General features: G+C 61.4%; 19 protein-coding genes. 5 read left to right on the top strand and 14 right to left on the bottom strand.

Annotated elements, in window-relative coordinates; genetic code table 11:
• Positions 1-109: 109 nt before the first annotated feature.
• Positions 110-2,326 carry a mechanosensitive channel protein gene (gene ybiO, locus ACMGG9_RS06045; protein WP_033650554.1) on the top strand — a complete coding sequence of 739 codons (2,217 nt, stop codon included), beginning with the start codon at positions 110-112 and terminating at the stop codon, positions 2,324-2,326.
• Positions 2,327-2,328: 2 nt separating this feature from the next.
• Here ybiO and ACMGG9_RS06040 read toward each other — a convergent pair whose 3' ends face one another.
• From ACMGG9_RS06040 to rlmF, 6 genes are all read right to left on the bottom strand, one after another.
• Positions 2,329-3,339 carry an alpha/beta hydrolase family protein gene (locus tag ACMGG9_RS06040; RefSeq protein WP_033650553.1) on the bottom strand — a complete coding sequence of 337 codons (1,011 nt, stop codon included), beginning with the start codon at positions 3,337-3,339 and terminating at the stop codon, positions 2,329-2,331.
• On the bottom strand, positions 3,327-3,965 hold the full coding sequence (locus ACMGG9_RS06035; protein WP_033650552.1) for a GNAT family N-acetyltransferase: 639 nt from the start codon (positions 3,963-3,965) through the stop codon (positions 3,327-3,329). The genes ACMGG9_RS06040 and ACMGG9_RS06035 overlap by 13 nt, the downstream gene beginning before the upstream one ends.
• An 11-nt stretch (positions 3,966-3,976) precedes the next feature.
• Entirely contained in the window at positions 3,977-4,546 is a 570-nt protein-coding gene (locus ACMGG9_RS06030) for a TetR/AcrR family transcriptional regulator (RefSeq protein WP_033642384.1), read from the bottom strand.
• A 182-nt stretch (positions 4,547-4,728) separates the two neighbouring features.
• On the bottom strand, positions 4,729-6,033 hold the full coding sequence (locus ACMGG9_RS06025; protein ID WP_033650551.1) for a methyl-accepting chemotaxis protein: 1,305 nt from the start codon (positions 6,031-6,033) through the stop codon (positions 4,729-4,731).
• Positions 6,034-6,342: 309 nt separating this feature from the next.
• Entirely contained in the window at positions 6,343-9,342 is a 3,000-nt protein-coding gene (locus tag ACMGG9_RS06020) for a DUF4214 domain-containing protein (protein WP_033650550.1), read from the bottom strand.
• Positions 9,343-9,552: 210 nt separating this feature from the next.
• Entirely contained in the window at positions 9,553-10,518 is a 966-nt protein-coding gene (gene rlmF, locus ACMGG9_RS06015; protein ID WP_167325058.1) for a 23S rRNA (adenine(1618)-N(6))-methyltransferase RlmF, read from the bottom strand.
• Positions 10,519-10,636: 118 nt separating this feature from the next.
• Here rlmF and ACMGG9_RS06010 point away from each other — a divergent pair, with 118 nt between their 5' ends.
• Together ACMGG9_RS06010 and bhsA are read left to right on the top strand one after the other, a co-directional pair.
• Positions 10,637-11,266 (top strand): flavin reductase family protein, encoded by a 630-nt coding sequence (locus tag ACMGG9_RS06010; protein ID WP_033642382.1) that lies wholly within the window; start codon positions 10,637-10,639, stop codon positions 11,264-11,266.
• Positions 11,267-11,432: 166 nt separating this feature from the next.
• The gene (gene bhsA / locus ACMGG9_RS06005) at positions 11,433-11,693 is read left to right on the top strand and encodes a multiple stress resistance protein BhsA (protein ID WP_015377148.1); all 261 of its coding nucleotides are present in this window, start codon (positions 11,433-11,435) and stop codon (positions 11,691-11,693) included.
• Positions 11,694-11,761: 68 nt separating this feature from the next.
• On the opposite strand, the gene ACMGG9_RS06000 is transcribed toward bhsA, so the two are convergent.
• Together ACMGG9_RS06000 and ACMGG9_RS05995 are read right to left on the bottom strand one after the other, a co-directional pair.
• Positions 11,762-12,178, bottom strand: coding sequence for a putative T6SS immunity periplasmic lipoprotein (locus ACMGG9_RS06000; protein ID WP_047572179.1), 417 nt, complete (start codon positions 12,176-12,178; stop codon positions 11,762-11,764).
• Positions 12,175-12,714, bottom strand: a complete 540-nt coding sequence (locus ACMGG9_RS05995; protein WP_044031650.1) for a hypothetical protein — start codon at positions 12,712-12,714, stop codon at positions 12,175-12,177. Before ACMGG9_RS05995 ends, ACMGG9_RS06000 begins: the two co-directional genes overlap by 4 nt.
• 378 nt (positions 12,715-13,092) lie before the next feature.
• On the opposite strand from ACMGG9_RS05995, the gene ACMGG9_RS05990 reads away from it, so the two are divergent.
• Positions 13,093-13,728 (top strand): carbonic anhydrase, encoded by a 636-nt coding sequence (locus ACMGG9_RS05990; protein ID WP_004939270.1) that lies wholly within the window; start codon positions 13,093-13,095, stop codon positions 13,726-13,728.
• Between the two features lie 62 nt (positions 13,729-13,790).
• Here the strand turns inward: ACMGG9_RS05990 and ACMGG9_RS05985 are convergent, their stop codons facing one another.
• From ACMGG9_RS05985 to ACMGG9_RS05970, 4 genes are read right to left on the bottom strand one after another with little or no spacing between them, the layout of a single operon-like run.
• Positions 13,791-15,647 carry a M3 family metallopeptidase gene (locus ACMGG9_RS05985; protein WP_414161973.1) on the bottom strand — a complete coding sequence of 619 codons (1,857 nt, stop codon included), beginning with the start codon at positions 15,645-15,647 and terminating at the stop codon, positions 13,791-13,793.
• 46 nt (positions 15,648-15,693) lie between these two features.
• Positions 15,694-16,653 carry a DNA-binding protein YbiB gene (ybiB, locus tag ACMGG9_RS05980; protein ID WP_414161972.1) on the bottom strand — a complete coding sequence of 320 codons (960 nt, stop codon included), beginning with the start codon at positions 16,651-16,653 and terminating at the stop codon, positions 15,694-15,696.
• A 37-nt stretch (positions 16,654-16,690) separates the two neighbouring features.
• Positions 16,691-17,320 (bottom strand): FMN-binding negative transcriptional regulator, encoded by a 630-nt coding sequence (locus tag ACMGG9_RS05975; RefSeq protein WP_033650546.1) that lies wholly within the window; start codon positions 17,318-17,320, stop codon positions 16,691-16,693.
• Between the two features lie 57 nt (positions 17,321-17,377).
• On the bottom strand, positions 17,378-18,802 hold the full coding sequence (locus ACMGG9_RS05970; protein ID WP_414161971.1) for an MFS transporter: 1,425 nt from the start codon (positions 18,800-18,802) through the stop codon (positions 17,378-17,380).
• A gap of 99 nt (positions 18,803-18,901) precedes the next feature.
• On the opposite strand from ACMGG9_RS05970, the gene ACMGG9_RS05965 reads away from it, so the two are divergent.
• Positions 18,902-19,741 carry a helix-turn-helix transcriptional regulator gene (locus ACMGG9_RS05965; protein ID WP_046686666.1) on the top strand — a complete coding sequence of 280 codons (840 nt, stop codon included), beginning with the start codon at positions 18,902-18,904 and terminating at the stop codon, positions 19,739-19,741.
• On the opposite strand, the gene ACMGG9_RS05960 is transcribed toward ACMGG9_RS05965, so the two are convergent.
• Together ACMGG9_RS05960 and ACMGG9_RS05955 are read right to left on the bottom strand one after the other, a co-directional pair.
• On the bottom strand, positions 19,738-20,367 hold the full coding sequence (locus ACMGG9_RS05960) for a LysE family translocator (protein ID WP_060444218.1): 630 nt from the start codon (positions 20,365-20,367) through the stop codon (positions 19,738-19,740). The genes ACMGG9_RS05965 and ACMGG9_RS05960 overlap by 4 nt on opposite strands.
• Positions 20,368-20,446: 79 nt before the next feature.
• Positions 20,447-21,898 (bottom strand): bifunctional 2-methylcitrate dehydratase/aconitate hydratase, encoded by a 1,452-nt coding sequence (locus ACMGG9_RS05955; protein ID WP_164107266.1) that lies wholly within the window; start codon positions 21,896-21,898, stop codon positions 20,447-20,449.
• Positions 21,899-21,900 lie beyond the last annotated feature (2 nt).

Genomic DNA, 21,900 nt, shown 5'->3' with positions numbered 1-21,900 from the left:
TTCCGCACGCTCTCCCACGCCCCATCGCGCTTCCTTTCCTACTATATTGATTGTTTTTCATCGTATTGCTCTGACATCCGCCGATCACAGAACGCCAAAGAGAGGAACCATGCCGCCAAATGCAGACTCCCGACGAGGTTCTCATCTGCGAGAACACCTGCTTTCCCTGCTGCTGTTGACCCTGAGCGTCTTCGCACCACCGGCGCTGGCGCAAAACGCGCCGCCTGCGCCCGCCGACAAGAGCGAGCAGCAGAAAGCCGCCTACGCCGCGCTGGCCGATCTGCTGCAAGACGACCAAGCGCGCGCGGAACTCATCGACCACCTGAAACAGACCGCCGGCGACGCTGCGGCCGCCGCGCCGGCAACGCCGGAGGAATCGACGCCCGCTACGCTGAGCGACAGCCTGAACTCGCTGGCGCAGGAAGGCATCGGCACCTTTAACCAGAAGCTCGGCGCGCTGCAAAAGCTGATCGATTCCGGCCCGAAGCGCGTTTTCAATCCCGCCGGCTTTTTCCGCGCGCTGGGCTACTTTCTGCTGACGGTGGCGGTCACCTTTGCGCTGTTCCACCTGATCCGCCGGCTGATCGCGCCGCTGTACAAGCGCATGGGCAGTTGGGGGCACAACGCCAGGCTGCAGCGCGGCCCGTGGTATAAGCGCCCCGCCGCCATTCTCGGCGCTTTCGCCATCGATCTGCTGGTGCTGCTGCTGGCGCTGGCGGCAGGCAACCTGTTCGCCCGCCACGTCCACGCCGACAGCGCCACCATCCTGCGGCTGCAGACCCTGTTTCTCAGCGCCTTCGCGGTAATTGAATTTTTCAAGGCGGTGCTGCGGCTGATTTTCGCCCCCAGCTTCGACTATCTGCGCCCGTTCCCCTTCAGCGATCGGAGCGCGCGCTATTGGAACACCCGCCTCGCCTGGCTCAGCGGCCTGATCGGCTATGGCCTGATGGTGGTGGTGCCGGTGGTGGCGGTGCAGATCAGCTATTCGGCCGCCGCCGCCGTCAACCTGGTGGTGATGCTGGCGCTGACGCTGTACGCCATTTGGCTGATCCTGCACAACCGCAAACCGATACAGCAACAGATCAACCTGCTGGCCGAACGGTCGATGGCGTTTTTCAGCGTGATCCTGCGCGGGCTGGGGCATGTCTGGCACCTGCTGGCGATCGCCTATTTTCTGGTGCTGTTCGTGCTGTCCCAGTTCGACATCGGCAACAGCCTGCGCTTTATGATGAGCGCTACGGTAAAAAGCCTGCTGGTGGTCGGCGTCGGCGCCCTGCTGTCCGGCATGCTGACCCGCTGGATTTTCCGCCGCATTTCGCTGCCGACCGACGTCAATTTGCGCTATCCGATGCTCGAGCGGCGCATCAACTCTTACATCCCCAACGGGTTGAAGATACTGCGGGTGATGGTGGTGCTGGCAGTGACGCTGTTTCTGCTCGATGCCTGGCATCTGATCAACCTGTATCAATGGGCGGGCAGCGAAAATGGCCAGCGGACGCTCGGCGGACTGGTGCATATTCTGCTGATCCTGTTGATCGCCGTGTTCAGCTGGACGCTGATGGCCAGCATCATCGAGCACCGCCTGGCGCTGGAGCTGAGCAACGGCGTGCGGCCGAGCGCGCGCGAACGCACGCTGCTGACGCTGTTTCGCAACGTGTTGGCTATCGTTATCAGTACCATCACCGTGATGATCGTGCTGTCGCAGGTCGGACTGAACATCGCGCCGCTGCTGGCGGGCGCCGGCGCGCTGGGGCTGGCCATCAGCTTCGGCGCCCAGACGCTGGTGAAAGACGTGATCACCGGCGTGTTCATCCAGTTTGAAAACGGCATGAACACCGGCGAATACGTGACCGTCAGCGGCATCACCGGCACCGTGGAGCGCATGACCATCCGCTCGATCGGCCTGCGCGACGACTACGGCGTCTATCACATCGTGCCGTACTCTTCGATCACCACGCTGGCCAACTACGCGCGTGAGTTCGGGGTATACCGCGCCAATTACACCGTCAGCCGCGACGAGGACATCGATCGGGTCAATGCGGTGCTGCATCAGGCCATCGAGGCGCTGAAGCAGGATGAACAGGTGAAGCATTTCCTGATTGGCGAGCCGGTCTTCAACGGCGTGGTGGCGCTGGGCGATCGTTCGTTCACCACCCGCGTGACGGTGCGCACGCAGGCGCTGAAACAGTGGGTGGTGCAATACGCCCTCGACCGGCTGGTGAAAATCCATTTCGATCGGGCCGGCATCGGCATGCCGCAGCAGGCGATGCAGATTTCCCGCGCGCCACAGCCGCATGACGAGCAGGCGCCGCCCGCGGCGATCTGAGGTTAGCGCCCACGCCCGCAGGGCTGAGCGGCCAGGAAGGCCGCCACGTCCTGCCGGTAGGCGTCGTATTGCACCGAGCGCGGGGCAAACAGGCCCACCACGTTGATCAGCCACGGATGGCGCGCGAACAGCGGCTTGACCATCACATGATCGGCCTCGTCGATGCGCGTCACCGTCAGCAGCGAGGCCGGGATCGTTTGCCGATACACACGCTCGGTTTCGTCCGCGTCCACGTTGACGTCGCGCCCGCCCAGGATCAGGTGCACCGGCGTGGCGAAATGCCGCAATCCCGCCGTCGCGTCGCTGGCCATGTTGGCGCGAATAAAGCGCCAGCGGTCGGCGCTCAATGCAGCGGCGGCGCCAGACTCACGGCGGTACTGTTCGTAGCCGTCCGGCTGTTCGAGCAGCGTTTGGATGTGGCGCCAGTGCGCCTCGCGCGCGGCGATCGACGCTTCATCGTCCCCTGCCGCCGCCATCGCCGCCCGGGTGTTGTAGCGCCCCTGCCGCAGCCAGTTGATCGCCGGCGCCACCGCCAGCGTAAACGCGATGTCGGGGCGCAAACGCGCCACCTCCGGCATTACCCACCCCGCCTGGCTGGTGCCCCACAGCCCCACGCAGCGCGCATCGAAGCGCCCGTCCCACCGGGCCCAGTCGATGATATCGGCGGTTTCCCGCGCGCGATCCGCCATGGTCTGATGCAGCCAGTTGCCGCCGGAGCCGCCCACGCCCGGCTTATCGAAGGATAAAACCGCATAGCCCTGCTGCGCCATCGTCTCCCAAATGCCGTAATAGCCTTCGTCGCGGCTGGCGTTGGCCGGCCCATCGCCGTGCACGAACACCACGACGCCGGGCTTCACCGGCGCATGCTCCGGCAGCACCAGCGTGCCGGTCAGCCGATTGCCACCGGCGGTCACCACGACCGGTTCGGTGACAAAGCGAAAGTCGTTGACGTAAATCACCCAGCCGAGCACCGGCAAGAGCAGCGCCACGAGACACAGCCCTATTCTGCGCACGTCGCCTCCCCGCTGCGTTTCTCCATCAACACCCAATCGGCCTGGCCGAACAGCAAGCCCAGCGAGGCGTAATGTTCTTTGCGCCGCACCTGAAAACCGCAGCGCTGATACAGACGCTGCGCATCGACGTTGCGCCGGCTGACGTGCAGGCTCAGGCGCCGGCCTGCGCCTTGTTCGGCGGCGTAGTCGTTCATCCACTGCAGCAGTCGCCTGCCCACCCCTTTGCCGCGCTGACTCTCGGCCACCGCCAGGTAGGAAAGATACAGCTCATCGGCCGCCGGGGTGTGCTGCAACACCGCAATTTGCAGATACATACGCCAAACGTTTAGCCAGCCATAGCGGCGACACAGCCGCCAAATCGGCAAGGCGCGCGGACGTGGCCCAGCGCGGTTCTCGCCATCGATGGCATTCAGGGCAAAGACCGCCACCACCTGTTCATCCTGTTTCACCACGAAGCTGCGCTCCCGGCTGCCGCTTTGCCGCCAACGCCACAGCCGATAGAACAGACGCCACTGAAGGTGGGTGCTCAGACGGCGCGCGCGCTGGAATTTGTCGCAGAACGCGGCGTAGATCAACGCCGCCGTTTGCAGGCGGTCAGCATCGCGATAAGGCTCAATGTGCAACATATCAACCTCGACTAGGGTTGGCGGTAGAGCAGTTGCTCCAACAGCCGCACCGGCGTGATCGCCTCCGGCGAAGGCGACGCGAAGATCGCCTGCCGCCAGGCCTGGCTTTCGATCACGTCCAGCACCAGCTGCGCGAGCGGCAAGGGCGCTATCGCCGGCGCGATCTCGCCGATTTGCTGAGCCTCGGCGATCGTCGTCGCCAGCGCCTCAATCAACTGCCGCTGGTTGGCGCTGAACGGCTCGGCCAATGCCGGGTTACGCGCCACTTCAGCCACAATCTCCGCCGACAGTTGCACATTGTCCGGTTCGGCGACAAAAGCGTGATAGGCGGTGAAAAAGGCCGACAGCGCCTGTTTCGGCCGCTTTTTCTCGGCCCGCAATGCGGCGGCGAACTCGGCGAATACGCCGTTTTCCAGCAGCGCGATCTCGCCGATCAGCGCCTCCTTGCCGGAAAAATGGTTATAGAGGTTGCCCACGCTGACGCCCGCCGCCTGGGCGATATCCCGCATGCTGGTCTGGTGAAATCCCTTATGGGTAAAGCTGTGCAGCGCAGCGTCGACAATCTTTTCTCGGTTTCCCATCGGCAGCTCCCGAAACGGTGAAGGGGCGCTGGGCGCCGTAAATTGATACAAACAAATGAACGAACGTTCGTTCATTTTCAAGTCTAGCATAGACCGGTAAAATTGAACCGCGGCTCAACGGCGCAGAGATCGGTGGGAAGAGACAAGCGCCGCCCCGCTTTCAGGGGCGGCGCCCGGCAAACTCAGTGCAGCGCGTCGCCCTGCTTCACCGACGTAAACGCCTGCATCAGTTTCACGACGTCATGCATGCCGATGTTGACGTGATTGATCACTTCTCCGGCGTCATGGGTCAATGCCACACCGCCGCCGGCCTGTTCCACGCAGGTCGCCATGCCGGCGATCGCCGCCGCCACGCCTTGCTGGATAGACTTGGTCATGCGTTCGATCTCGGTCGCCGCCTTGCGCGACTGTTCCGCCAGCGTGCGCACCTCGTTGGCCACCACCGCAAAACCGCGCCCGTGCTCACCGGCGTGGGCGGCTTCGATGGAGGCGTTAATCGCCAGCAGATTGGTTTGCGAGGCAATTTTACGAATGGCTTCGACGATGGTGCCGATCTGCTGAGAGCACTTGCCAAGCTCGGTGACCACGTCCGACGTTTCGCGCGCCGCCGCTTCGACCTGCTGCATGCCCTTCACCGCCTGCTGCACGATGACCGCGCCCTGCGCCGCCTGCCGGTCGGTATCGAGCGACAGATGATGCGCGTTGCGCACCATCTCTTCTTCATGCTGCTGCTGTTGCATCAGCCGGGTGATGTCCTGGGCGATCTTCACCACTTTCACCACCTGGCCGTCGTTGTCGAGGATCGGGTTATAGCTGGCCTCCAGCCATACCCGTTCGCCGCGCCGGTTGACGCGCTCAAAACGCCCGGTGATGAACTCGCCGCGCGCCAGGCGCTGCCAGTGCCGCCGATAATCGTCGGAAGCGGCGAACGCCGGTGGGCACAGCACCGCATGCGACTGCCCGCACGCCTCATCCAGCCGATAGCCCATCAGCGCCAGCATATTGTCATTGGCGCTGACAATGTCGCCCTGCGGCGTGAAAGAAATCATCGCCATCGAGCGATTCAGCGCCGCCAGCAGGCTGCGGTGTTCCTGCGCCTGGGTCACTCGCTCGGTCACTTCGCTGGCGATCTTGACGATTTCCACCACCTTACCCTGTTTATTCAGCACCGGCGCATAGGTGCCCTGCAGCCACACCGCCTCGCCGTTTTTCGCGATGCGCTTTATCGTGTCCGTGATGGGTTGCCCTTTATTCAGCGTCTCCCAATGCTTGCGATATAACGGGCTGGCGACATAGTTGGGATCGCAGAAAATACGATGATGCCGGCCTATCACATCATCGCGTTGAAATCCGAGCGTGCTGAGAAAGAGATCGTTGGCGCGCAATACCGTGCCGTCAGGCGAGAATACAATCATGGGAACGGCGTGTTCTATCGCGCTCAGTTCGGCGCCTTTGTGGGTAGTTAACTGACTGAATCGTAACAGCATAGGGTGTAGTCCTTGTGGCAGATGATCGCGCTTTTCTTATTTTGTCTGGCCACATGCCGCGCCCACACGCAGACGTGCCATCGCGGAAGGAGCGGGCAGCGCCGATCCTTCTGGTTATTGCTCTTAACCGGATTAAATTTATTTATTCAGTAAAGTAATTATTCGAATTTAAATAAACCAACAACCTAAGATTTTTATTATGAATAACTGTATTGAGAATAACGTAAGTGATGAAAATTGAAAGGTAAAATGCGGATTTTTGTCGGCGCCGGCAGGATAACCGGCGCCGTTAAGCGAAAATATCGCCAGTTACGCGACCAGCGCTTCTGGCTCAACCACGATGCCATTGAGCATGATTTCCGGAACATATCGCAGTTCGTTGAGCAAACTTTGATGATTCTGCCCCAGGAGCAGGATCACGCTGTCGGCCTCATCCAGACGGTGGTCATCATTGTTATCGACGATAAGATAGCTGCCGCTTTGCCCACCGATAACGCTGCTGATCCCGACCTTGGCGCTCAATGCTCCGGGCTGACCGAGATCGAGCAACGCGGCCAACAACTGACTGGCACTGCCGCCCTGCTCGGCCGTCAGGGCGCTGATTCTCGCCTCCATGCTTTGCGCATCGCTGACCCCATAATCCGCCAGCTTACCGCCGGCGCCATGGACAATCCGCAGACCCGAAAGCACATCGTCGATACTTCCCTGTGTCAGCGAAAAGTCTTTTAACGTCACGCCTGATGCTGCCTTGCTGCTCTGCAGCGTAACGTGGCTTTTCCCTGCGCCGGCGACGATCGTCGTGTCCCCCATAACGTTAAATTGATCGCTGCCTCCCCCGCCTTTGACCAACAGCTGTTCGCCCCGTAGCCCGAGATCTTGCAGCAGCGGCGCCAATTTGGCCTGCGCGTCGCCACTCAAGGGCAGTAAATCCAGCATTTGAACGATCGTGCCGTCACCGCTGCCGCCATGAGACGACGTGAGGGTGAACCCATTTCCGGTGAAGGCCGAAGCGTCAATGTGGCGAACCTGGGTATACCCTTCGGTTAGCGTCAGATTGAAATTCGCGCCGCCGAGCAGCGTAATGTCTTGCACCTGAGCATTTTGCCCCGTCAACGTCAGCGCGCCATTTCCCCAAGCGCCGGTGCTGATGGCGATCAACGTCAATGGCTTTTCATCCCCATGCGAGTCAAGCGCCAACGAGCCGGCGTTGCCGCGCCCGGAGAAAAGCAGATCGAAACGATCGGTGGCATTCTCCAGGAAGGCAATCTCCAGCCTGCTGTCCGCATGATCGCCGATGCCGCTGATTTCAAGGCGTGCCGCATCGGCATTGGCGTTGATCACCTTGACGTTGTCCGCCCGGCCGGACAACAGCAATCCCTCACGGCCAAGCGCCTGCGCCGCCCAACTCTGCACGATCTTCCCACCGTCCGTTCCCTCTACGGTGGCGTTGCCGCTCAACACCCCGTAGTCAAACACATGAGCACTCGTCGCCAGCGCTTTTGTGCTGTAACCGTTCCAACCGATTTGCGTCAGCGTAGCTTCCGCCTGGCCGATGTAACCCGCCATATCTATCTGTTCGAAATGACTGAAATGGGCGGCATTGCTGCTCACCGTACTGATGCGCACGCCAAAAAGGTCGAGCGTCGAGGTCATTTTGACGATCAGATTAGCGGACAAAATATCGCGCCCGGCACCACCATCGGCGCTGAACATCCACCCCACACGATTGGCGCCGCCATCGGCATTGCCTCCCCATAGCAGGCTGTCATTGCCGTTGTTCAGATAAAAGTGCCCTTGGGCGGTGGCGAGATCGGCCTGCGAGGTGAGCTGCACCCGATCGTCGCCATAGGTGCCATGCACTGTCACATTGGCATTGTTTACCGTCATGTCCACCCCATACCGAGCCGCAGGGTTATTATGCAGCCAGATATCCGCCGCAGCGTCGCCATTGACGATCAGGTAAGAAAGCTGCGAGGCATAGCTCAGGTCAACCGTGACGTCCGCGTCAGCATCCAGGAACACCCTGAACAGCACGGCGGTTTCCGCATTGCTCAGCGTATGGTGAGCATGCGTATTCACCGTACTCGACGCGTTGCCGCCGCCCTCGCTGGTGGCGAGAAAAGCGGTCGTTTTATATGCCAGGCTGGCGCCGACATCGCGCGCAAACATCCACTGTTCATACTGAACGTCACCTGCCGGCGGCGCATTGATCAGATCGGCAATCACCGCCTGCGTGACCAGTGCCTTGTCGCCGCCCAACGCCCGGTAGTGGTCCAACTGCTGTTCATTCGCCGCCCGGCCATGCACCGCCTGATAGACGTGCTGAATAAAGTCGTCCCCCTGTAAACCACCGATCTGCGCCTGAAATTCCGGCGTCGCCAGAAGGGCCGTGACCAATTCGGTATAGCTCAAGGTGCCGGAGGCCAGCGTCTTGCTCCAATTGTCCAGCGAGACGCTGTCCACCGCCCGCTCAGGCAATGCACGGAACAGCGCCGCTATCTGCTCCAGATACTCGGTCGCCGGCAGTTCGCCCGGCGAATATTCCTGGCCCGCCGCATTGAAATGCTGTTGAGCCGCCGCATCTTCCGGCGCCACCACCCCGCGCAACTGCGCGATCATATCCACCAGCAGATCGCCACGCGTCGCGCCTTCCGCCAGCCGTTGCTGGTAAGCAGCCAACTCTGGCGCCGTCGGCGGCCGTTCGAATCCCTGTGCGAACAGATGCAAAATGAAGTCATGATCGGAAAGATCGTTGAGTGGCAGGGTGGCAATCTTGCTCTGCGCCAACGCAGCCAGATCGCCCCCCTGATTGAGCAGCTTGCCGTCATGCGCAATTTCATCGGTCTGCCAGGGCGCTCGCAGCAGATAAAACATCGCCTGCGCGTCGCCGCTCCCGCCGGCGGCATCAGCGGCCGTGCCGGGATACAAACCTTCTGCAATGCGCTGATCGAGCGCATCACGCTGCGCCAGCATCACCGGATCGTCCCCCAGATAGTTAAAGAGATCGATGACGACGCTGGCGACAGCGCTGTTGAAATGCCCCAGTTGCAGTAAGGCATTGATGTAATCCGGATCGGGAGCGGTATTGTAAACGGAGAAATAAACCTGGCTGAGAATGTCGTATTCGCTTTGGCCGCTCATCCAACCGGCATCGGGTTGGCTCATTAAAATGCTGGCCATATAGGCGGGCGGCTGGCTGCCGATATCAAATGCGCTGTCGTAGTAATCGATTTCCGCCGCCGTCGGCAAACGCCCGAAAATGCCGATGATTAAGGCGCCGACCTCTTGTTGCGTAGCTAAAGGAATCATAATAAATCCCGTCAGTGTGATGGACTAAGTTCGCGGCATGGCTGCGCCGCGGCCTGTCTCCTACATCGTGAAGAGAGACATTGCACACTGCCTGGAGGGGTTCTTATAGGTATGACTACAGTTAAGAAATGCTGATGCGATAAGTCAATAAAACGGGGAAAACCGGTCCTCGGTATGGGACTTTGCTCCCATACCGAGGCACCTGAAGACTTAACGCCAGCGTTCGGCTGCCCAGGCGGCCTGTTGCTCGGCGTCATGGAAAGTCCAGGCGACGAAGCGGCTGATCTTCTGCCCTTGCGCCATCTCGATGGTGCGCACCTCGGCCGCCCCCGCCACTTTCAGCGCATGGTAGATGGCCGGCAACGTGGTGTTTTTCGAGATAAGCGAGGTGAACCACAGGCAGTTATTGGCCTTGCTGACGCTCTCTTCCACCATCTTGCGCACAAAGGCTTCTTCGCCGCCTTCGCACCACAGCTCGTTGTTCTTGCCGCCGAAGTTTTGCACCGGCTTGTCGGCCACTTCCCCTTTGCCCAATTTATGCAGCTTGCGGCGGGTGCTGGCGCGCGCTTCCTGCTCGGACGCGTGGAACGGCGGGTTGCACAGAGTGGCGTCGAATTTCTCGGCCGCGCCGATGATGCCGCTAAAAATCAGTTCAGGCTGTTTTTGCAGCCGCAGACGCACGCTGTTGCGCAGCGTCGGGTTCATCTCGACGATCATTTTGGCTGCGTTCAGCGACACCGGATCGATTTCGGAGCCGGTGAAACGCCAGCCGTATTCGCGCAGGCCGACGATCGGGTAAATGCAGTTGGCACCGACGCCGACGTCGAGGATCGCCACGCCCTTGCCGCGCGGGATCTCGCCGCCGTTGCTGGTCGCCAGCAGATCCGCCAGGTGGTGCAGATAGTCGGCGCGGCCGGGGATCGGCGGGCACAGGTAATCAGCCGGAATATCCCAGTGTTCGATGCCGTAAAAGTGTTGCAGCAACGCACGGTTGAGCATTTTCACCGCCGCCGGATCGGCGAAGTCCACCGAGACATCGCCCCAGGCGTTCGGTTTTACGAACGGCGCCAGCGCCGGGCAGCTGGCGATCAGCGCCGGGAAGTCGTAGCGCGAACGATGACGGTTGCGCGGATGCAGGCCGCTTTTCTGCTGCGGGAAGGTTTTCTTTTTTTCCACCGTGACGGGCTCTCTTGAAGGTATTTCCGGCGCGTAAGATAACACATCCGGCCCGGAATGGCGCAGCGGCGGGAAACCCGGCACAATGAAAGCTTCATCGCTTGCCACAGGGGCCCCCATGAGCCGTGAATCTCGTTATTATTATGAACCCGCCGCCGGCCACGGCCTGCCGCACGATCCGCTGAACGCCATCGTCGGCCCGCGCCCCATCGGCTGGATCTCTTCCCGCAGCGCCGCCGGCTTGCGTAATCTGGCGCCCTACAGCTTTTTCAACTGCTTCAACTACCGCCCGCCCATCATCGGTTTCGCCAGCACCGGCTGGAAAGACAGCGTGGCGAATATCGTTGAAACCGGCGAGTTCGTCTGGAACCTGGCGACGCGCCCGTTGGCGGAAGCGATGAACAACAGTTCCATCAACCTGCCGCGCGGTGAGGACGAATTCGCCTTCGCCGGCGTCACGCCGCTGCCCGGGCGCCGGGTCAAAGCCGAGCGCGTGGCCGAAAGCCCGGTGAACTTCGAATGCCGCCTGACCCAATGCATTCAGTTGCAAACCGCCGCCGGGGAACAGGTGGAGACCTGGCTGGTGTTGGGCGAAGTGGTGGCGGTGCATCTCGATCCGGCGCTGCTGGATGAACACGGCGTTTACCAGACCGCCGCCGCCGAACCGATCCTGCGCGCCGGCGGCCCGAGCGCCTACTACGGCATTTCCGAGCAGCACCGTTTCGATCTGACGCGCCCGACGCGCTGATCGTCTCCCCCGTTTATACAGAAGATGAACGGGGGAATTAACAATCAAAAAATCTGAATAAAACCGTCAACACTCTCCGATTTCATCACGTCTTATCCTGCGCAATAATCTTCCCATCGAAAGGCACTCCCTTTCTCCCTAATCCGCTTTGACAGGAATGACGAACATGAAAACCATCAAAACTTTTGCTGCTGCTATCGCTCTGGCTACCGTTTCTTTCACCACTTTCGCCGCTGAACACGTCAGCGCGCAGGATGCCGCCCAATTCGAAAAAGCCGGCGTGATCGTCGCCAGCGGCGCGACCGACCTGAGCAGCCTGAAATCCCAGTTGGCCGCCAAAGCCGATGCGGCGGGCGCCAAGGCTTTCACCATCACCTCCACCAGCGGCAATAACCTGATGCACGCCACCGCGGTTATCTACAAATAATCGCCGCCCCAGACGTCAAAAAGCCCGCCGGCTATCACCCCGGCGGGCTTTTTTTATGTTCAAGTGCATTAGCGCTGGATGGGTAAGACAGCGAGTTTTTTGCCGTCCGCTTTGTCAGCAACCAATGTAAATTCAGTCCAATATTTGCGCGGTGCCTCATTTGACGCATTGCCGACCGTCGCAATCTCAACCGAATAGCTATGCCCAATCTTGAACCCGTCGAAAGCCTCCGTCAGGCATTCGCCAGGCATGACCGCTATCGGCTGCTGGCCCGGCGCAACCGACGTGGACCATTCCGCCTTCCCTCCGGCCCCCGGTTGATAAATTCCGATGCCCACCAGCTCGCGTTTTCCGTCAATATCGTCCGGCACACTAATGCATACGCGATTGTTTTTAACGCTGACGTTTGCCGGATAGAACCAGGGACGTTCCTGCACACAGCCGCTCAGCAATGCCAGCGCCAATAAAAAAGTCAGTTTTTTCATTTCATCGCCTTAGGATTACGCGGCTCTCGAAGGAACAACCGTAACACGGTTTCATAGCGAGTTTTAAGATCTGGCCCTTCCAAGCCAGTCATCCGTTTGTTACGACGCCACTCTTCTCGACTAAAACGAATAAGTAAAAAGTAATCAGCAAGGATGGAAGCCTGCTGCTCCATTCCGTAATCAGCGAGAGTGTTATAGTTGGGAAGAGAGTATTCATAAGTTGCCGCCCAGCTCATGGTACCTCTGAGCAACACATTCATTTTCATTTGATACTGCCAAACATGCGCCATTTCATGGATAAACCAATGTTGAAAACCCGCGCCCTCTCTTGAATAATCCTCACGAAAATTCTTTGGAGTGAAATAAATTTCGCCGTTCGGTGTAACGGCCGTATTATCATTTTGCAAACCTAAAGGGAAATAACCCGCGTTATGCACACTCACTCTCGAATAATCGATAGCATTCTTAAAAATGATCTGGGCTATTCCTATCTCACCGACGGTGAGCTTTCGCGCCATTCCTTTAGCCGTAGTCATATCGTCAGTTCCATTGACAAGTGAAAGAATACCCTAGCATAAATAGCCACCTTGTGCGGGAATGCCCTGATAGTTTGGGATAATTCTCCCGGAAAAATTGATGATATCCTCTCGTTATTGCGATACCAATTCTGATTTATGATGGACTCACTAAAATCTATTTATTCTTTAAATAACTAAAACAAAGAGTTTTTTGCCTTCCGCATTATCCCCCCACGCGTAAACGAGCCGGAAAATTGTGTCGCCAACAGGCAGAAACCCTGTATTCAATGGGGTTTGCAGGCGGCTTGCACACACATTTTTTTACCTGCCCATAGCTGGACTAACGGGAGAGGATGATTATCATGTTACGCAGACTACAGATGCAGAGAGCGTTGTATGCAACATATCATTGAAGGTTTCCTCAGTTTCCAGAAAGAGATTTTCCCGCAGCGCAAGGAACTGTTCCGCAGCCTTGCCTCCAGCCAAAATCCCAAAGCGCTGTTTATCTCATGCTCTGACAGCCGTTTAGTGCCCGAGCTGGTCACACAGCAAGAACCTGGGCAGCTTTTCGTTATCCGTAACGCCGGCAACATCGTCCCTTCCTTCGGCCCGGAGCCGGGCGGCGTCTCTGCCACCATCGAGTATGCAGTGGTGGCGTTGGGGGTTACCGATATCGTGATTTGTGGCCACTCGAACTGCGGCGCCATGAAGGCTATCGCGTCCTGCCAGTGCCTCGACCCCATGCCTGCGGTAGCTCACTGGCTGCACTACGCGGATGCGGCCAAAGCGGTGGTCGAGAAGAAAACGTGGAATAGCGAAACAGACAAAGTTAACGCTATGGTCGAAGAGAACGTTATTGCTCAGCTAAATAATATCAAAACGCACCCTTCTGTGGCGGTGGGTCTGCGCAACAGCGGGCTGCGCTTGCACGGCTGGGTGTACGACATCGAAAGCGGCGAAATTCGCACGCTGGATAGAAACACCAAGAGCTTCGTGTCTTTGGCCGATAATCCCGACGTCTATTTCGAATAAAATAGCGTCCGGTTTAGCCATTAAATAAAATCCACGCCGCGGCGTGGATTTTATTATCCGCCTTAAGCCAAGCGCGCCTCTATCGCCGCAGCGAAGTCGCGGCACATCCGTTCGTCACCCTCAGCGTTGTCCGCCAATATCGTCTCGCCATCCACCACCCGGATGTGCGCCTGCAAATCGAAATCTGCCGGCGGCTGCGGGCGCTTGGCCGCGGCGGCCATCGTCTGCTGCGCCTCATGCCACGCCTGCGCCACCGTCTGGTTGCAGGCCTGCGCCAGATAGTCCGGATTAAACCCTTCGCCGGTCAGGCTGCGCAGCGTGTCGTCATGGCTGACGCTGTTGCCTGGCAGCCAGTAATGGCGCGCCAGATCCGGGCCGATGGCCGGGTTGTCCGTCAGGTAACCGTCGCGCTGCAGGAAGAAGTGACGGGTTTGCTCCACCGCCATCATCGCCAGCAGATAACCCTGATAGGAACAGGCGGACTCCAGCGACAGCAGGTGCGGGATCGCCAACGTCGGGCGCGGGCTGCCGCTGATGCCGAGGATCTTTTGCTCGACCTCGCGCGCCAGCGCGGTGATGGCTTCCGGCGTGCGCTGCTCGTCATCCCACTGATACAACGCCCACTCGAAGTACGGCACCAGCAGGATATGGCGTTCGTTGAACGCGCGCATCGGCTGGCGCGCCGCGATGCCGGCCTCAATCAGCGCATCGGGCACCGCTTCGCCGGCGGCGTTTTTCGCATAGCGTTTCAGCCAGTCGGCGTCGTCCAGCAGGCTGTCGCAGAACATCGACTGGGTTTCGGCATAGGCCATCGAGGTCGGCGGGAACTCCTGCGAGAAGCACGGCGCATTCTGGCGGATGTTGGCGAAGTGCGCCGCGTGGCCGCCCTCGTGGAACAGGGTGTTGAGCCCGGAAGCGCCGCTGCCCACCTGCCCCGGCTGCGCCAGGCTGGTGAAGTTGATGCGCGCCGGCACCCATTCCCCCTGGCGCACAAACGGCGGCACCGGGCCGTGCATGAAGCCGTTCTCAAACTTGCCTTTGCGCACCAGCAGATCGAGATTCATCTCGGCGCCGCCAAAACCGATGTGCAGACGTTTGAAGCTGTCGACCCAGCGTTCCAGCGAACGAGAAAACGGGAAGTAAGGATCCAGTTGACGGGTAACGTCGCCGGCGCTGGCGAAGCGTACGTTCCACGGCTCCAGCGCCTGGTCGCCCTTGTCGGCCGCCAGCTGCCGCAGGCTGCGCGCGTTGGCCTCGCGGGTTTCCCGCTCGAAGCGATCCAGAATGGCGAACAGCTGCTCAGGCGTCATGCGCTCGGTTTTGTTCACCTTGTAATCGAAGTAGTTGCGATAGCCCATCTGGCGCGCAAAGCGGTTGCGCAGGCCGATCAGCTCCGGCAGGCCGTTATGCAGCAGCCATTGCTCCAGATCGCGCAGCGCCTGCTGCGAGCTGCGGCGAGAGTCTTCGTTCGGGTTGGTCGCCTGGTTGGTCAACAGCTCGCCGAGCGAGGCCGCCACCCGCCGCCCGTCGGCGTTCAGGTGCGTGACCTGATAGCCCTTGCGGCGCGAGTAGAGATCGGACTCGGCGTGGATGATTTGATCCAACAGCGCCTGCGCCTGCGAGTCTTCAATGGCGTTGCAGTCGAAGAAACGCAGCCAACCTTGCAGGCCATGGATCAGCGCATCGCGCTGCGCCTCCTGCGGCAGCGCTTCCAGCCCGGCAAGCAGACTGCGGATCTCGGCCAGCCGGCGCGGTTCGGCGACGAAGCGCTTATAGGCGCTTTCCGCGGCGGAAAAGCGCGCCGAGACGTCTTCATCGCCGGTGCCCATGTAGTTTTGCCAGAACAGCTCTTCTTTGGCGCGGTGAACGTAGAGGTAATCCTGGTTCAATTGATTGAAGTAATCGAGAGCCTGTTGCATAACCGTCCTTCTCAGCCAATGAGGAAATATCCCAGTATAGTCGCGCTTAGGCCTGACGCAGGCGCTGCAGCCCCTGCTCCAGTGTCTCGCTCTCGCCGGCGGCCACCAGGCAACAGGCGACCTGCTGCTGGATGGCCTGCGGGATCGCCACCTCGCCCGCCAGACAGCGTTCAGTCCAGCGCGCGGTGGTTTCCGCGTCTTTCGCCGCCGGCAATGCCGGTGTTTCATCCGGCAAGATGCGCTCCAGCAGCACCTGCTGTTCGCCGCCGACGATGTGGTGAATCTGCGGACAGCGCAGCGGGTTGGCGTAGGCCTCGCCTTCCGTGCCGTGCATCAGCAACCCGCGGGCGCCGATCTGGCGGAAAAACGACGCTACCCGGCCAACATACTCCGGATGTGAGACGCTGGCGAGGCGCAACGCATCCTGTTCGCCAAACGGCGTCGCCAGCTTGGCCAGCGTATGGGCGCTGTTGCGCACCCCCATGCGCCAACGCAATCCGAGCTGCCGCGCCAACGGCGCCGACAGCGTGGAAACCGGCATGAATAACGCCTCGCCGTTATCGAGACGCCGCTGGGCGTGAGCGGCCTGTTCCGACCACGGCAGCCCCAGAGCGCGGAAAATCTCGGCGCTGGTCACGCGGGTGCTGTCGTCCAGGACGCCGTGCACCACCACCGGCAGGCCCACTTTCGCCAGCAGCAGCGCCAGCAGCGGTGTCAGGTTGGCCTGCTTGCGCGCACCGTTGTAGCTCGGCAGCACTACCGGCAGCGGGCGCCCTTGCGGCGCCTGCAGCGACAATACCTGCTGCTGCATCGCCTGGTAGAACCCCAGCATCTCCTCTTCGGCTTCGCCCTTGATGCGCAGCGCGATCAGAATGCCGCCCAGCTCAAGTTCGGGGACCTCCCCGGCCAGCATCGCCTGATACAGTTGAAAAGCGGTCTGTTGATCCAGGTCGCGCGCATGATTTTTGCCGCGGCCTATTTCTTTGATAATTTTGGTGTAATCCATCCGAAGGTTCCCCTGGCTGCCCTTCAGTTAGCATACCCTATCCGCGCCGCCGCTCAACCTCCTGCGCCAGTCGCCGCTGAGCGTCATCGCCCTCACGCAGCCCGGCGATGACCCCGCCGGCGTCGTCGGCGCTGCGGTTTTGGCTCATCTTCCATTTGCCTTCACGCCGGGTGACGGCGATCTCGATGCCGACGATGCCTTTAAGCTGCGCGGCGATGTAGTTGGCCGGCGCATCATCGAGCCGCCAGGGTTCCGGGCGTCGCCCTTCCTGCTGCGCGGTAAGAGCGATCAGTTGGCGGCGCAGCCAGGCCGGATCGTCCGTCACCGTCGGCACGCCATACAGCTGCACCACGCTGTAATTCCAGGTCGGCACCACCTTGCCGGTCTGGCGTTTGCTCGGGTACCAGCCTGGCGACACATAACCTTCCAGGCCTTGAAAGATCACCAGGCATTCCGCGGCGTGCCGCAACCGCCGCCAGTGCTCGTTGGCGCGCGACAGGTGCGCCCGCAGCCGCAGCTGCCCCTGCTCGACATCAGCCACAAACGGCAGCGGGTCGGCCGTCAATCCGTGCTCGCCGTGGCTGACCAACAGCCCCAGCGGGTGGGCGCGGATCAACGCCAGTTGGGCATCCAGATCGTCTTCGCGAAATGCGGCGGGTTGAAACATCAATGGGGCTCCTTATCGCGCTCTCATGATGACAACAGTAAAGCACCCGCCAGCGGCCTACTTAAGATCCGCTTTCTGAGTATTTCGAGTGATCCGGTTTAACAACAACAGGGCCACGCCCATAGCCAACAGATTAAATACCATGGCGCCGGCAAAGGCCTGGGCATAGCGCTCCGCCGCGCCGCCGCTCGCCAACAGCGGCACAAAACCGACGCCGCTGACCACGATGCCCAACGCGCCTCCCACCTGCTGCACGGTGGCGACCAGACCCGCCGCCATCCCCGCCTGCCGCTCCTGCGCCAAACCCAGCACCAGATTCAGCAGCGGCGTCATGCTCAGCGCCTGACCGAACCCCAGCACCACCAACCCCGGCAGCAACCGCAGCGGATGCGCCAGCGCCTCACCCCACAGCGCCTGCGCCATCAATAGCGCCAACCCGGCGGCGTAAATCGCCACGCCCACGCTCAGCACGCCGTTGCCCCACCGCTGCGCCAACCGGGGCGCCAGCATCGAGGCCAACATAAAGGCCGCGCTGGCCGGGGCGAACAGACTGCCCGCCTGAAAAGGCGTCAGCCCCGCCCCCGCCTGCAGCAGCAGTGCGAAACACAAGAAAAACGAGGAGGCGGTGGCATAAATCGCCAGCACCACCGCCATACCCGGCGCGAAACCCGCCTGGCGGAACAGCGCCGGATCGAGCACCGCATCGTCACCGTGCTGCGCCAGACGCCGCTCCCAACGCAGGAAGCCCCACAGCGTCAGCATCGCCAACGCCAACATCGGCGCTATCCACCACGGCCAGCCGCGCGCCGGCCCCTCCAGCAGCGGCAGCAGCAACAGCGACAGGCCGGTCGCCGCCAGCCACAGGCCAACGCCGTCCAGCCGCTGCGCCTGCGCCACCCGCGATTCGGGAATGCGCCGCACCGCCCACAGCGCCAGTGCGCCGATCGGCAAATTGATCAAAAAGATCATGCGCCAGCCGCTGCCGAACAGGTTGGCCTCGATGATAAATCCGCCGAGGATCTGGCCGAAGATCGCCGCCAATCCCAACGTCATGCCCAGCCAGGCGAAGGCGCGTCGCCGCTGTTGCGGCGCGTACAGCACCCGCATCAAGGCGTAAATTTGCGGGAACAACAGCGCCGCCGTCGCCCCCTGCAGAATACGCGCGGCGATCAGCAGGCCGAGCGATCCCGCCAGCCCGCACAGCAGGGAGCTCAACGTGAATCCCAGCATGCCGAGGCTGAACAAGCGCCGACGCCCGAAGCGATCGCCCAGGCGCCCACCGGCGATCAACAGCACCCCAAACGCCAGCTCGTAACCGGCGACGATCAAACCGACCCCGGCGAAATCGGCGGCGAACTGCCGCTGGATCACCGGCGCCGCCACGTTGACCACGAACAGATCGAACACCGTGACAAAACCGCCCAACAGCAGCACCGGCAGGCCGGGCAGCCCTCGCCGCTCACCAGATAATGAATGTTCCATACCACCTCCAGAGATTATGATGGCCGCAGTATGGAACAAGGTTTAAACTGTTACTATATAGCCATTTATACTATTACTGACAGCAACAGGACGGCCGACATGCCCCCACGCACCCTCGAACGCACCCGCCACGAACTGGGGGATTTTCTGCGGCAAAAGCGAGAACAACTGTCGCCAGAGGCGGTCGGCTTGCCGAGCGGCAGCCGCCGCCGCACGCCGGGCTTGCGGCGCGAGGAGGTGGCGGCGCTGGCCGGCGTCGGCCTCACCTGGTACACCTGGCTGGAGCAAGGCAGGGAAATCAATGCGTCGGTGACGTTTTTGGAAAATCTGGCGCGGGTGCTGCAGCTCGACGCCGCCGGCCGCTACCACCTGTTCTTATTGGCGCATCAGCGCCCGCCGGTGCCGGTTGGGCATCAGTGGTGCCAGGTCTCGCCGTTGGTGCGGCGTCTGCTGGACGATTTGGCGCTGCGTCCGGCCTACGTCATGAACCTGAGTTGGGACATCATCGCCTGGAATCCGGCGGCGCAGCGGCTGTTCGCCATCGGCGAGCGCCCGGCGCAAGAGCGCAACATGTTGTGGATGCTGTTTGCCGATCCGCAGCTCAATGAGCGCCTGCTGGAGTGGCAAGCGCAGGCGCCGCAAATCCTGGCCAGCTTCCGCCGCGACTACGCCCGCGCGCCGGAGGATGAGGTGATGCGCCAACGGGTGCAGGCGCTGGAGCGGGTGTCGCCGCCGTTCCGCCGGCTCTGGCGGCAGCATGACATTCACGGACGCTGTCAGGGACGGCGCAGCTTCGTCGTCCCGGAGATCGGCCCGGTCACCTTTGACCATGCCTCTTTCATCGTCGACGAAGAGAACCATCTGCGGCTGGTGATGTACAGCGCGCTGCCGGACGAACCGGCCAGCGCGGCGTTTGAAGCGCTGCTGCGCGAGGATTAACGACGGCTGTCGAAAATGAGTTTGCAGGCCAGCCCGGCGAACACGCCGCTCAGCAGGTAGTTCGGCCAGCGGGCGCTGAAACGGCGGCCGACGAAACGGCTTTTCATGCCGCTGACCGCCAGGATCACCCCGCCGTTAATCAGCAAGCCGACCAGATTCAGCACCGTCGCCAGCGCCAGCATCTGCACCACCACCGAGCCGGCGCGCGGATCGATAAACTGCGGGAACAGCGCCAGCACGAACAGCGCCATCTTCGGGTTGAGGATGTTGGTCAGCAGCCCCTGTCGGAAAATGCGCGCCGTCGGCACCGCCTGCAACCCGGCGGAAGCCTGCAGACTGCTGCCGGATCGCAACGTTTTCCACGCCAGATAGAGTAGATAGGCCGCGCCCAACATTCTCACCGCGTCGTAAGCCAGCGGCACCGCGACGAACAGTTGCGACAGCCCCAGCGCCGCCGCCAGCGCGTGGCAGTAAGTGCCGAGTTGAATGCCCGCCAGCGAAGCGAAACCGGCCCGCCGCCCCTGGCTGACGCTGCGCGAAGCGATCAGCAGCATATCCGGGCCGGGGGTCAGCGCCAGCGCCACGCAGGCACCGGAAAACAACAACAGCGTTGCAGCATCAATCATGAATCACCTGATAAGAAGACGGACGGGGATGGAGCGTCCATCATAGCGACGCCGACGTGGCTTGTCAGCGCCGCTCACCTCAGATCACCCACAAATCGAGATACTCGTTGACCGGCATCTGCGCCAGCCGCTGCCGGTCCAGCGACACCTCAAGAATGCGCTGCTGCTGCAGGGCCGGGAACTGGCGCGCCAGGTTGGTTTTGAACTTCTCGATCAGCAGCGGGATGCCCTCTTCGCGCCGCCGCGCATGGCCGATAGGATACTCCACCGCCACCTCATCCAGACGGCTGCCGTCGGCGAACTCCACCGTCAGCGCATTGGCTATCGAGCGTTTTTCCGGATCGTGATAATCGCGCGTGAAGGCGGGATCTTCATGGCAATGTATCTTGCTACGCAATACGTCGATGCGCGGATCTTCGGCCACCCGGTCCTCGTAATCCGCCGCCGTCAGCCGGCCGAACAGCAGCGGGATCGCCACCATATACTGAATGCAGTGATCGCGATCCGCCGGGTTATCCAGCGGCCCCTGCTTGTCGATAATGCGCAGGCAGGCCTCGTGAGTGCGGATGCTCACTGCGGCGATGTCGGCGGCGGTTTTGCCGGCGGCCTGCATCTGGCGGTGCAGCGTCATGGCCGCCTCCACGGCGGTCTGGGCATGGAACTCCGCCGGGAACGAAATTTTAAACAGCACGTTCTCCATCACATACGCGCCGTACGGCCGCTGGAAGCGGAAAGGTTTGCCGTTGAACGAGACATCGTAGAATCCCCAGGTCGGCGCCGTGAGCGCCGAGGGATAGCCCATCTCACCGGTGGCGGCCATCAGCGCCAGCCGCACCGCGCGAGCGGTCGCATCCCCCGCCGCCCAGGATTTGCGGGTGCCGGCGTTCGGCGCGTGGCGGTAGGTGCGCAGCGACTGCCCGTCCACCCACGCCAGCGACACCGCGTTCAGGATCGCCTCGCGGCTCAGGCAGAGCAGCTGCGCCACCACCGCGGTGGACGCCACCTTCACCAGCAGCACGTGATCCAACCCTACCCGGTTGAAGGCGTTTTCCAGCGCCAGGCAGCCCTGGATCTCATGCGCCTTGATCATGGCGATCAGCACCTGCCGCATGGTCAGCGGCGCTTTGCCCGCCGCCACCGCCTGGCGAGAGAGCCAATCGGCCACCGCCAGGATCCCGCCCAGGTTGTCCGACGGGTGGCCCCACTCCGCCGCCAGCCAGGTGTCGTTGAAGTCGAGCCAGCGGATCATGGCGCCGATATTGAACGCCGCCTGCACCGGATCCAGCTGGAAACGGGTGCCGGGCACCCGACTGCCGTTCAGCACCTCGGCGCCCGGCACCACCGGCCCCATCAGTTTCTTGCAGGCCGGGTAGCTCAGCGCCTCCAGCCCGCAGCCGAGGGTATCGAGCAGGCAATAATGGGCGGTGCGGTACGCCGCCGGGGTATCGACGGCCTCTTTCATCACATAATCGACGATATCGACCATTTCGCGATCGAACGGCGGACGGCGGGTATTGGCAGACTCAAGCATCA

Source organism: Serratia sp. BNK-10 (assembly GCF_047456065.1).
In the GTDB taxonomy this organism is placed as follows: Bacteria; Pseudomonadota; Gammaproteobacteria; order Enterobacterales; family Enterobacteriaceae; genus Serratia; species Serratia ureilytica.
Note: the sequence above shows the minus strand (reverse complement) of the source record. Positions and strands in the feature narration are given on the sequence as shown.

What these genes read in the sequence shown, in the direction of transcription:
- ybiO (WP_033650554.1), top strand. Translation starts at nt 110, where the DNA reads ATGCCGCCAAATGCAGACTCCCGACGAGGTTCTCATCTGCGAGAACAC.
- ACMGG9_RS06035 (WP_033650552.1), bottom strand. Translation starts at nt 3,965, where the DNA reads ATGTTGCACATTGAGCCTTATCGCGATGCTGACCGCCTGCAAACGGCG.
- ACMGG9_RS06030 (WP_033642384.1), bottom strand. Translation starts at nt 4,546, where the DNA reads ATGGGAAACCGAGAAAAGATTGTCGACGCTGCGCTGCACAGCTTTACC.
- ACMGG9_RS06025 (WP_033650551.1), bottom strand. Translation starts at nt 6,033, where the DNA reads ATGCTGTTACGATTCAGTCAGTTAACTACCCACAAAGGCGCCGAACTG.
- ACMGG9_RS06020 (WP_033650550.1), bottom strand. Translation starts at nt 9,342, where the DNA reads ATGATTCCTTTAGCTACGCAACAAGAGGTCGGCGCCTTAATCATCGGC.
- ACMGG9_RS06010 (WP_033642382.1), top strand. Translation starts at nt 10,637, where the DNA reads ATGAGCCGTGAATCTCGTTATTATTATGAACCCGCCGCCGGCCACGGC.
- bhsA (WP_015377148.1), top strand. Translation starts at nt 11,433, where the DNA reads ATGAAAACCATCAAAACTTTTGCTGCTGCTATCGCTCTGGCTACCGTT.
- ACMGG9_RS06000 (WP_047572179.1), bottom strand. Translation starts at nt 12,178, where the DNA reads ATGAAAAAACTGACTTTTTTATTGGCGCTGGCATTGCTGAGCGGCTGT.
- ACMGG9_RS05995 (WP_044031650.1), bottom strand. Translation starts at nt 12,714, where the DNA reads ATGACTACGGCTAAAGGAATGGCGCGAAAGCTCACCGTCGGTGAGATA.
- ACMGG9_RS05990 (WP_004939270.1), top strand. Translation starts at nt 13,093, where the DNA reads ATGCAACATATCATTGAAGGTTTCCTCAGTTTCCAGAAAGAGATTTTC.
- ACMGG9_RS05985 (WP_414161973.1), bottom strand. Translation starts at nt 15,647, where the DNA reads ATGCAACAGGCTCTCGATTACTTCAATCAATTGAACCAGGATTACCTC.
- ybiB (WP_414161972.1), bottom strand. Translation starts at nt 16,653, where the DNA reads ATGGATTACACCAAAATTATCAAAGAAATAGGCCGCGGCAAAAATCAT.
- ACMGG9_RS05975 (WP_033650546.1), bottom strand. Translation starts at nt 17,320, where the DNA reads ATGTTTCAACCCGCCGCATTTCGCGAAGACGATCTGGATGCCCAACTG.
- ACMGG9_RS05970 (WP_414161971.1), bottom strand. Translation starts at nt 18,802, where the DNA reads ATGGAACATTCATTATCTGGTGAGCGGCGAGGGCTGCCCGGCCTGCCG.
- ACMGG9_RS05965 (WP_046686666.1), top strand. Translation starts at nt 18,902, where the DNA reads ATGCCCCCACGCACCCTCGAACGCACCCGCCACGAACTGGGGGATTTT.
- ACMGG9_RS05960 (WP_060444218.1), bottom strand. Translation starts at nt 20,367, where the DNA reads ATGATTGATGCTGCAACGCTGTTGTTGTTTTCCGGTGCCTGCGTGGCG.
- ACMGG9_RS05955 (WP_164107266.1), bottom strand. Translation starts at nt 21,898, where the DNA reads ATGCTTGAGTCTGCCAATACCCGCCGTCCGCCGTTCGATCGCGAAATG.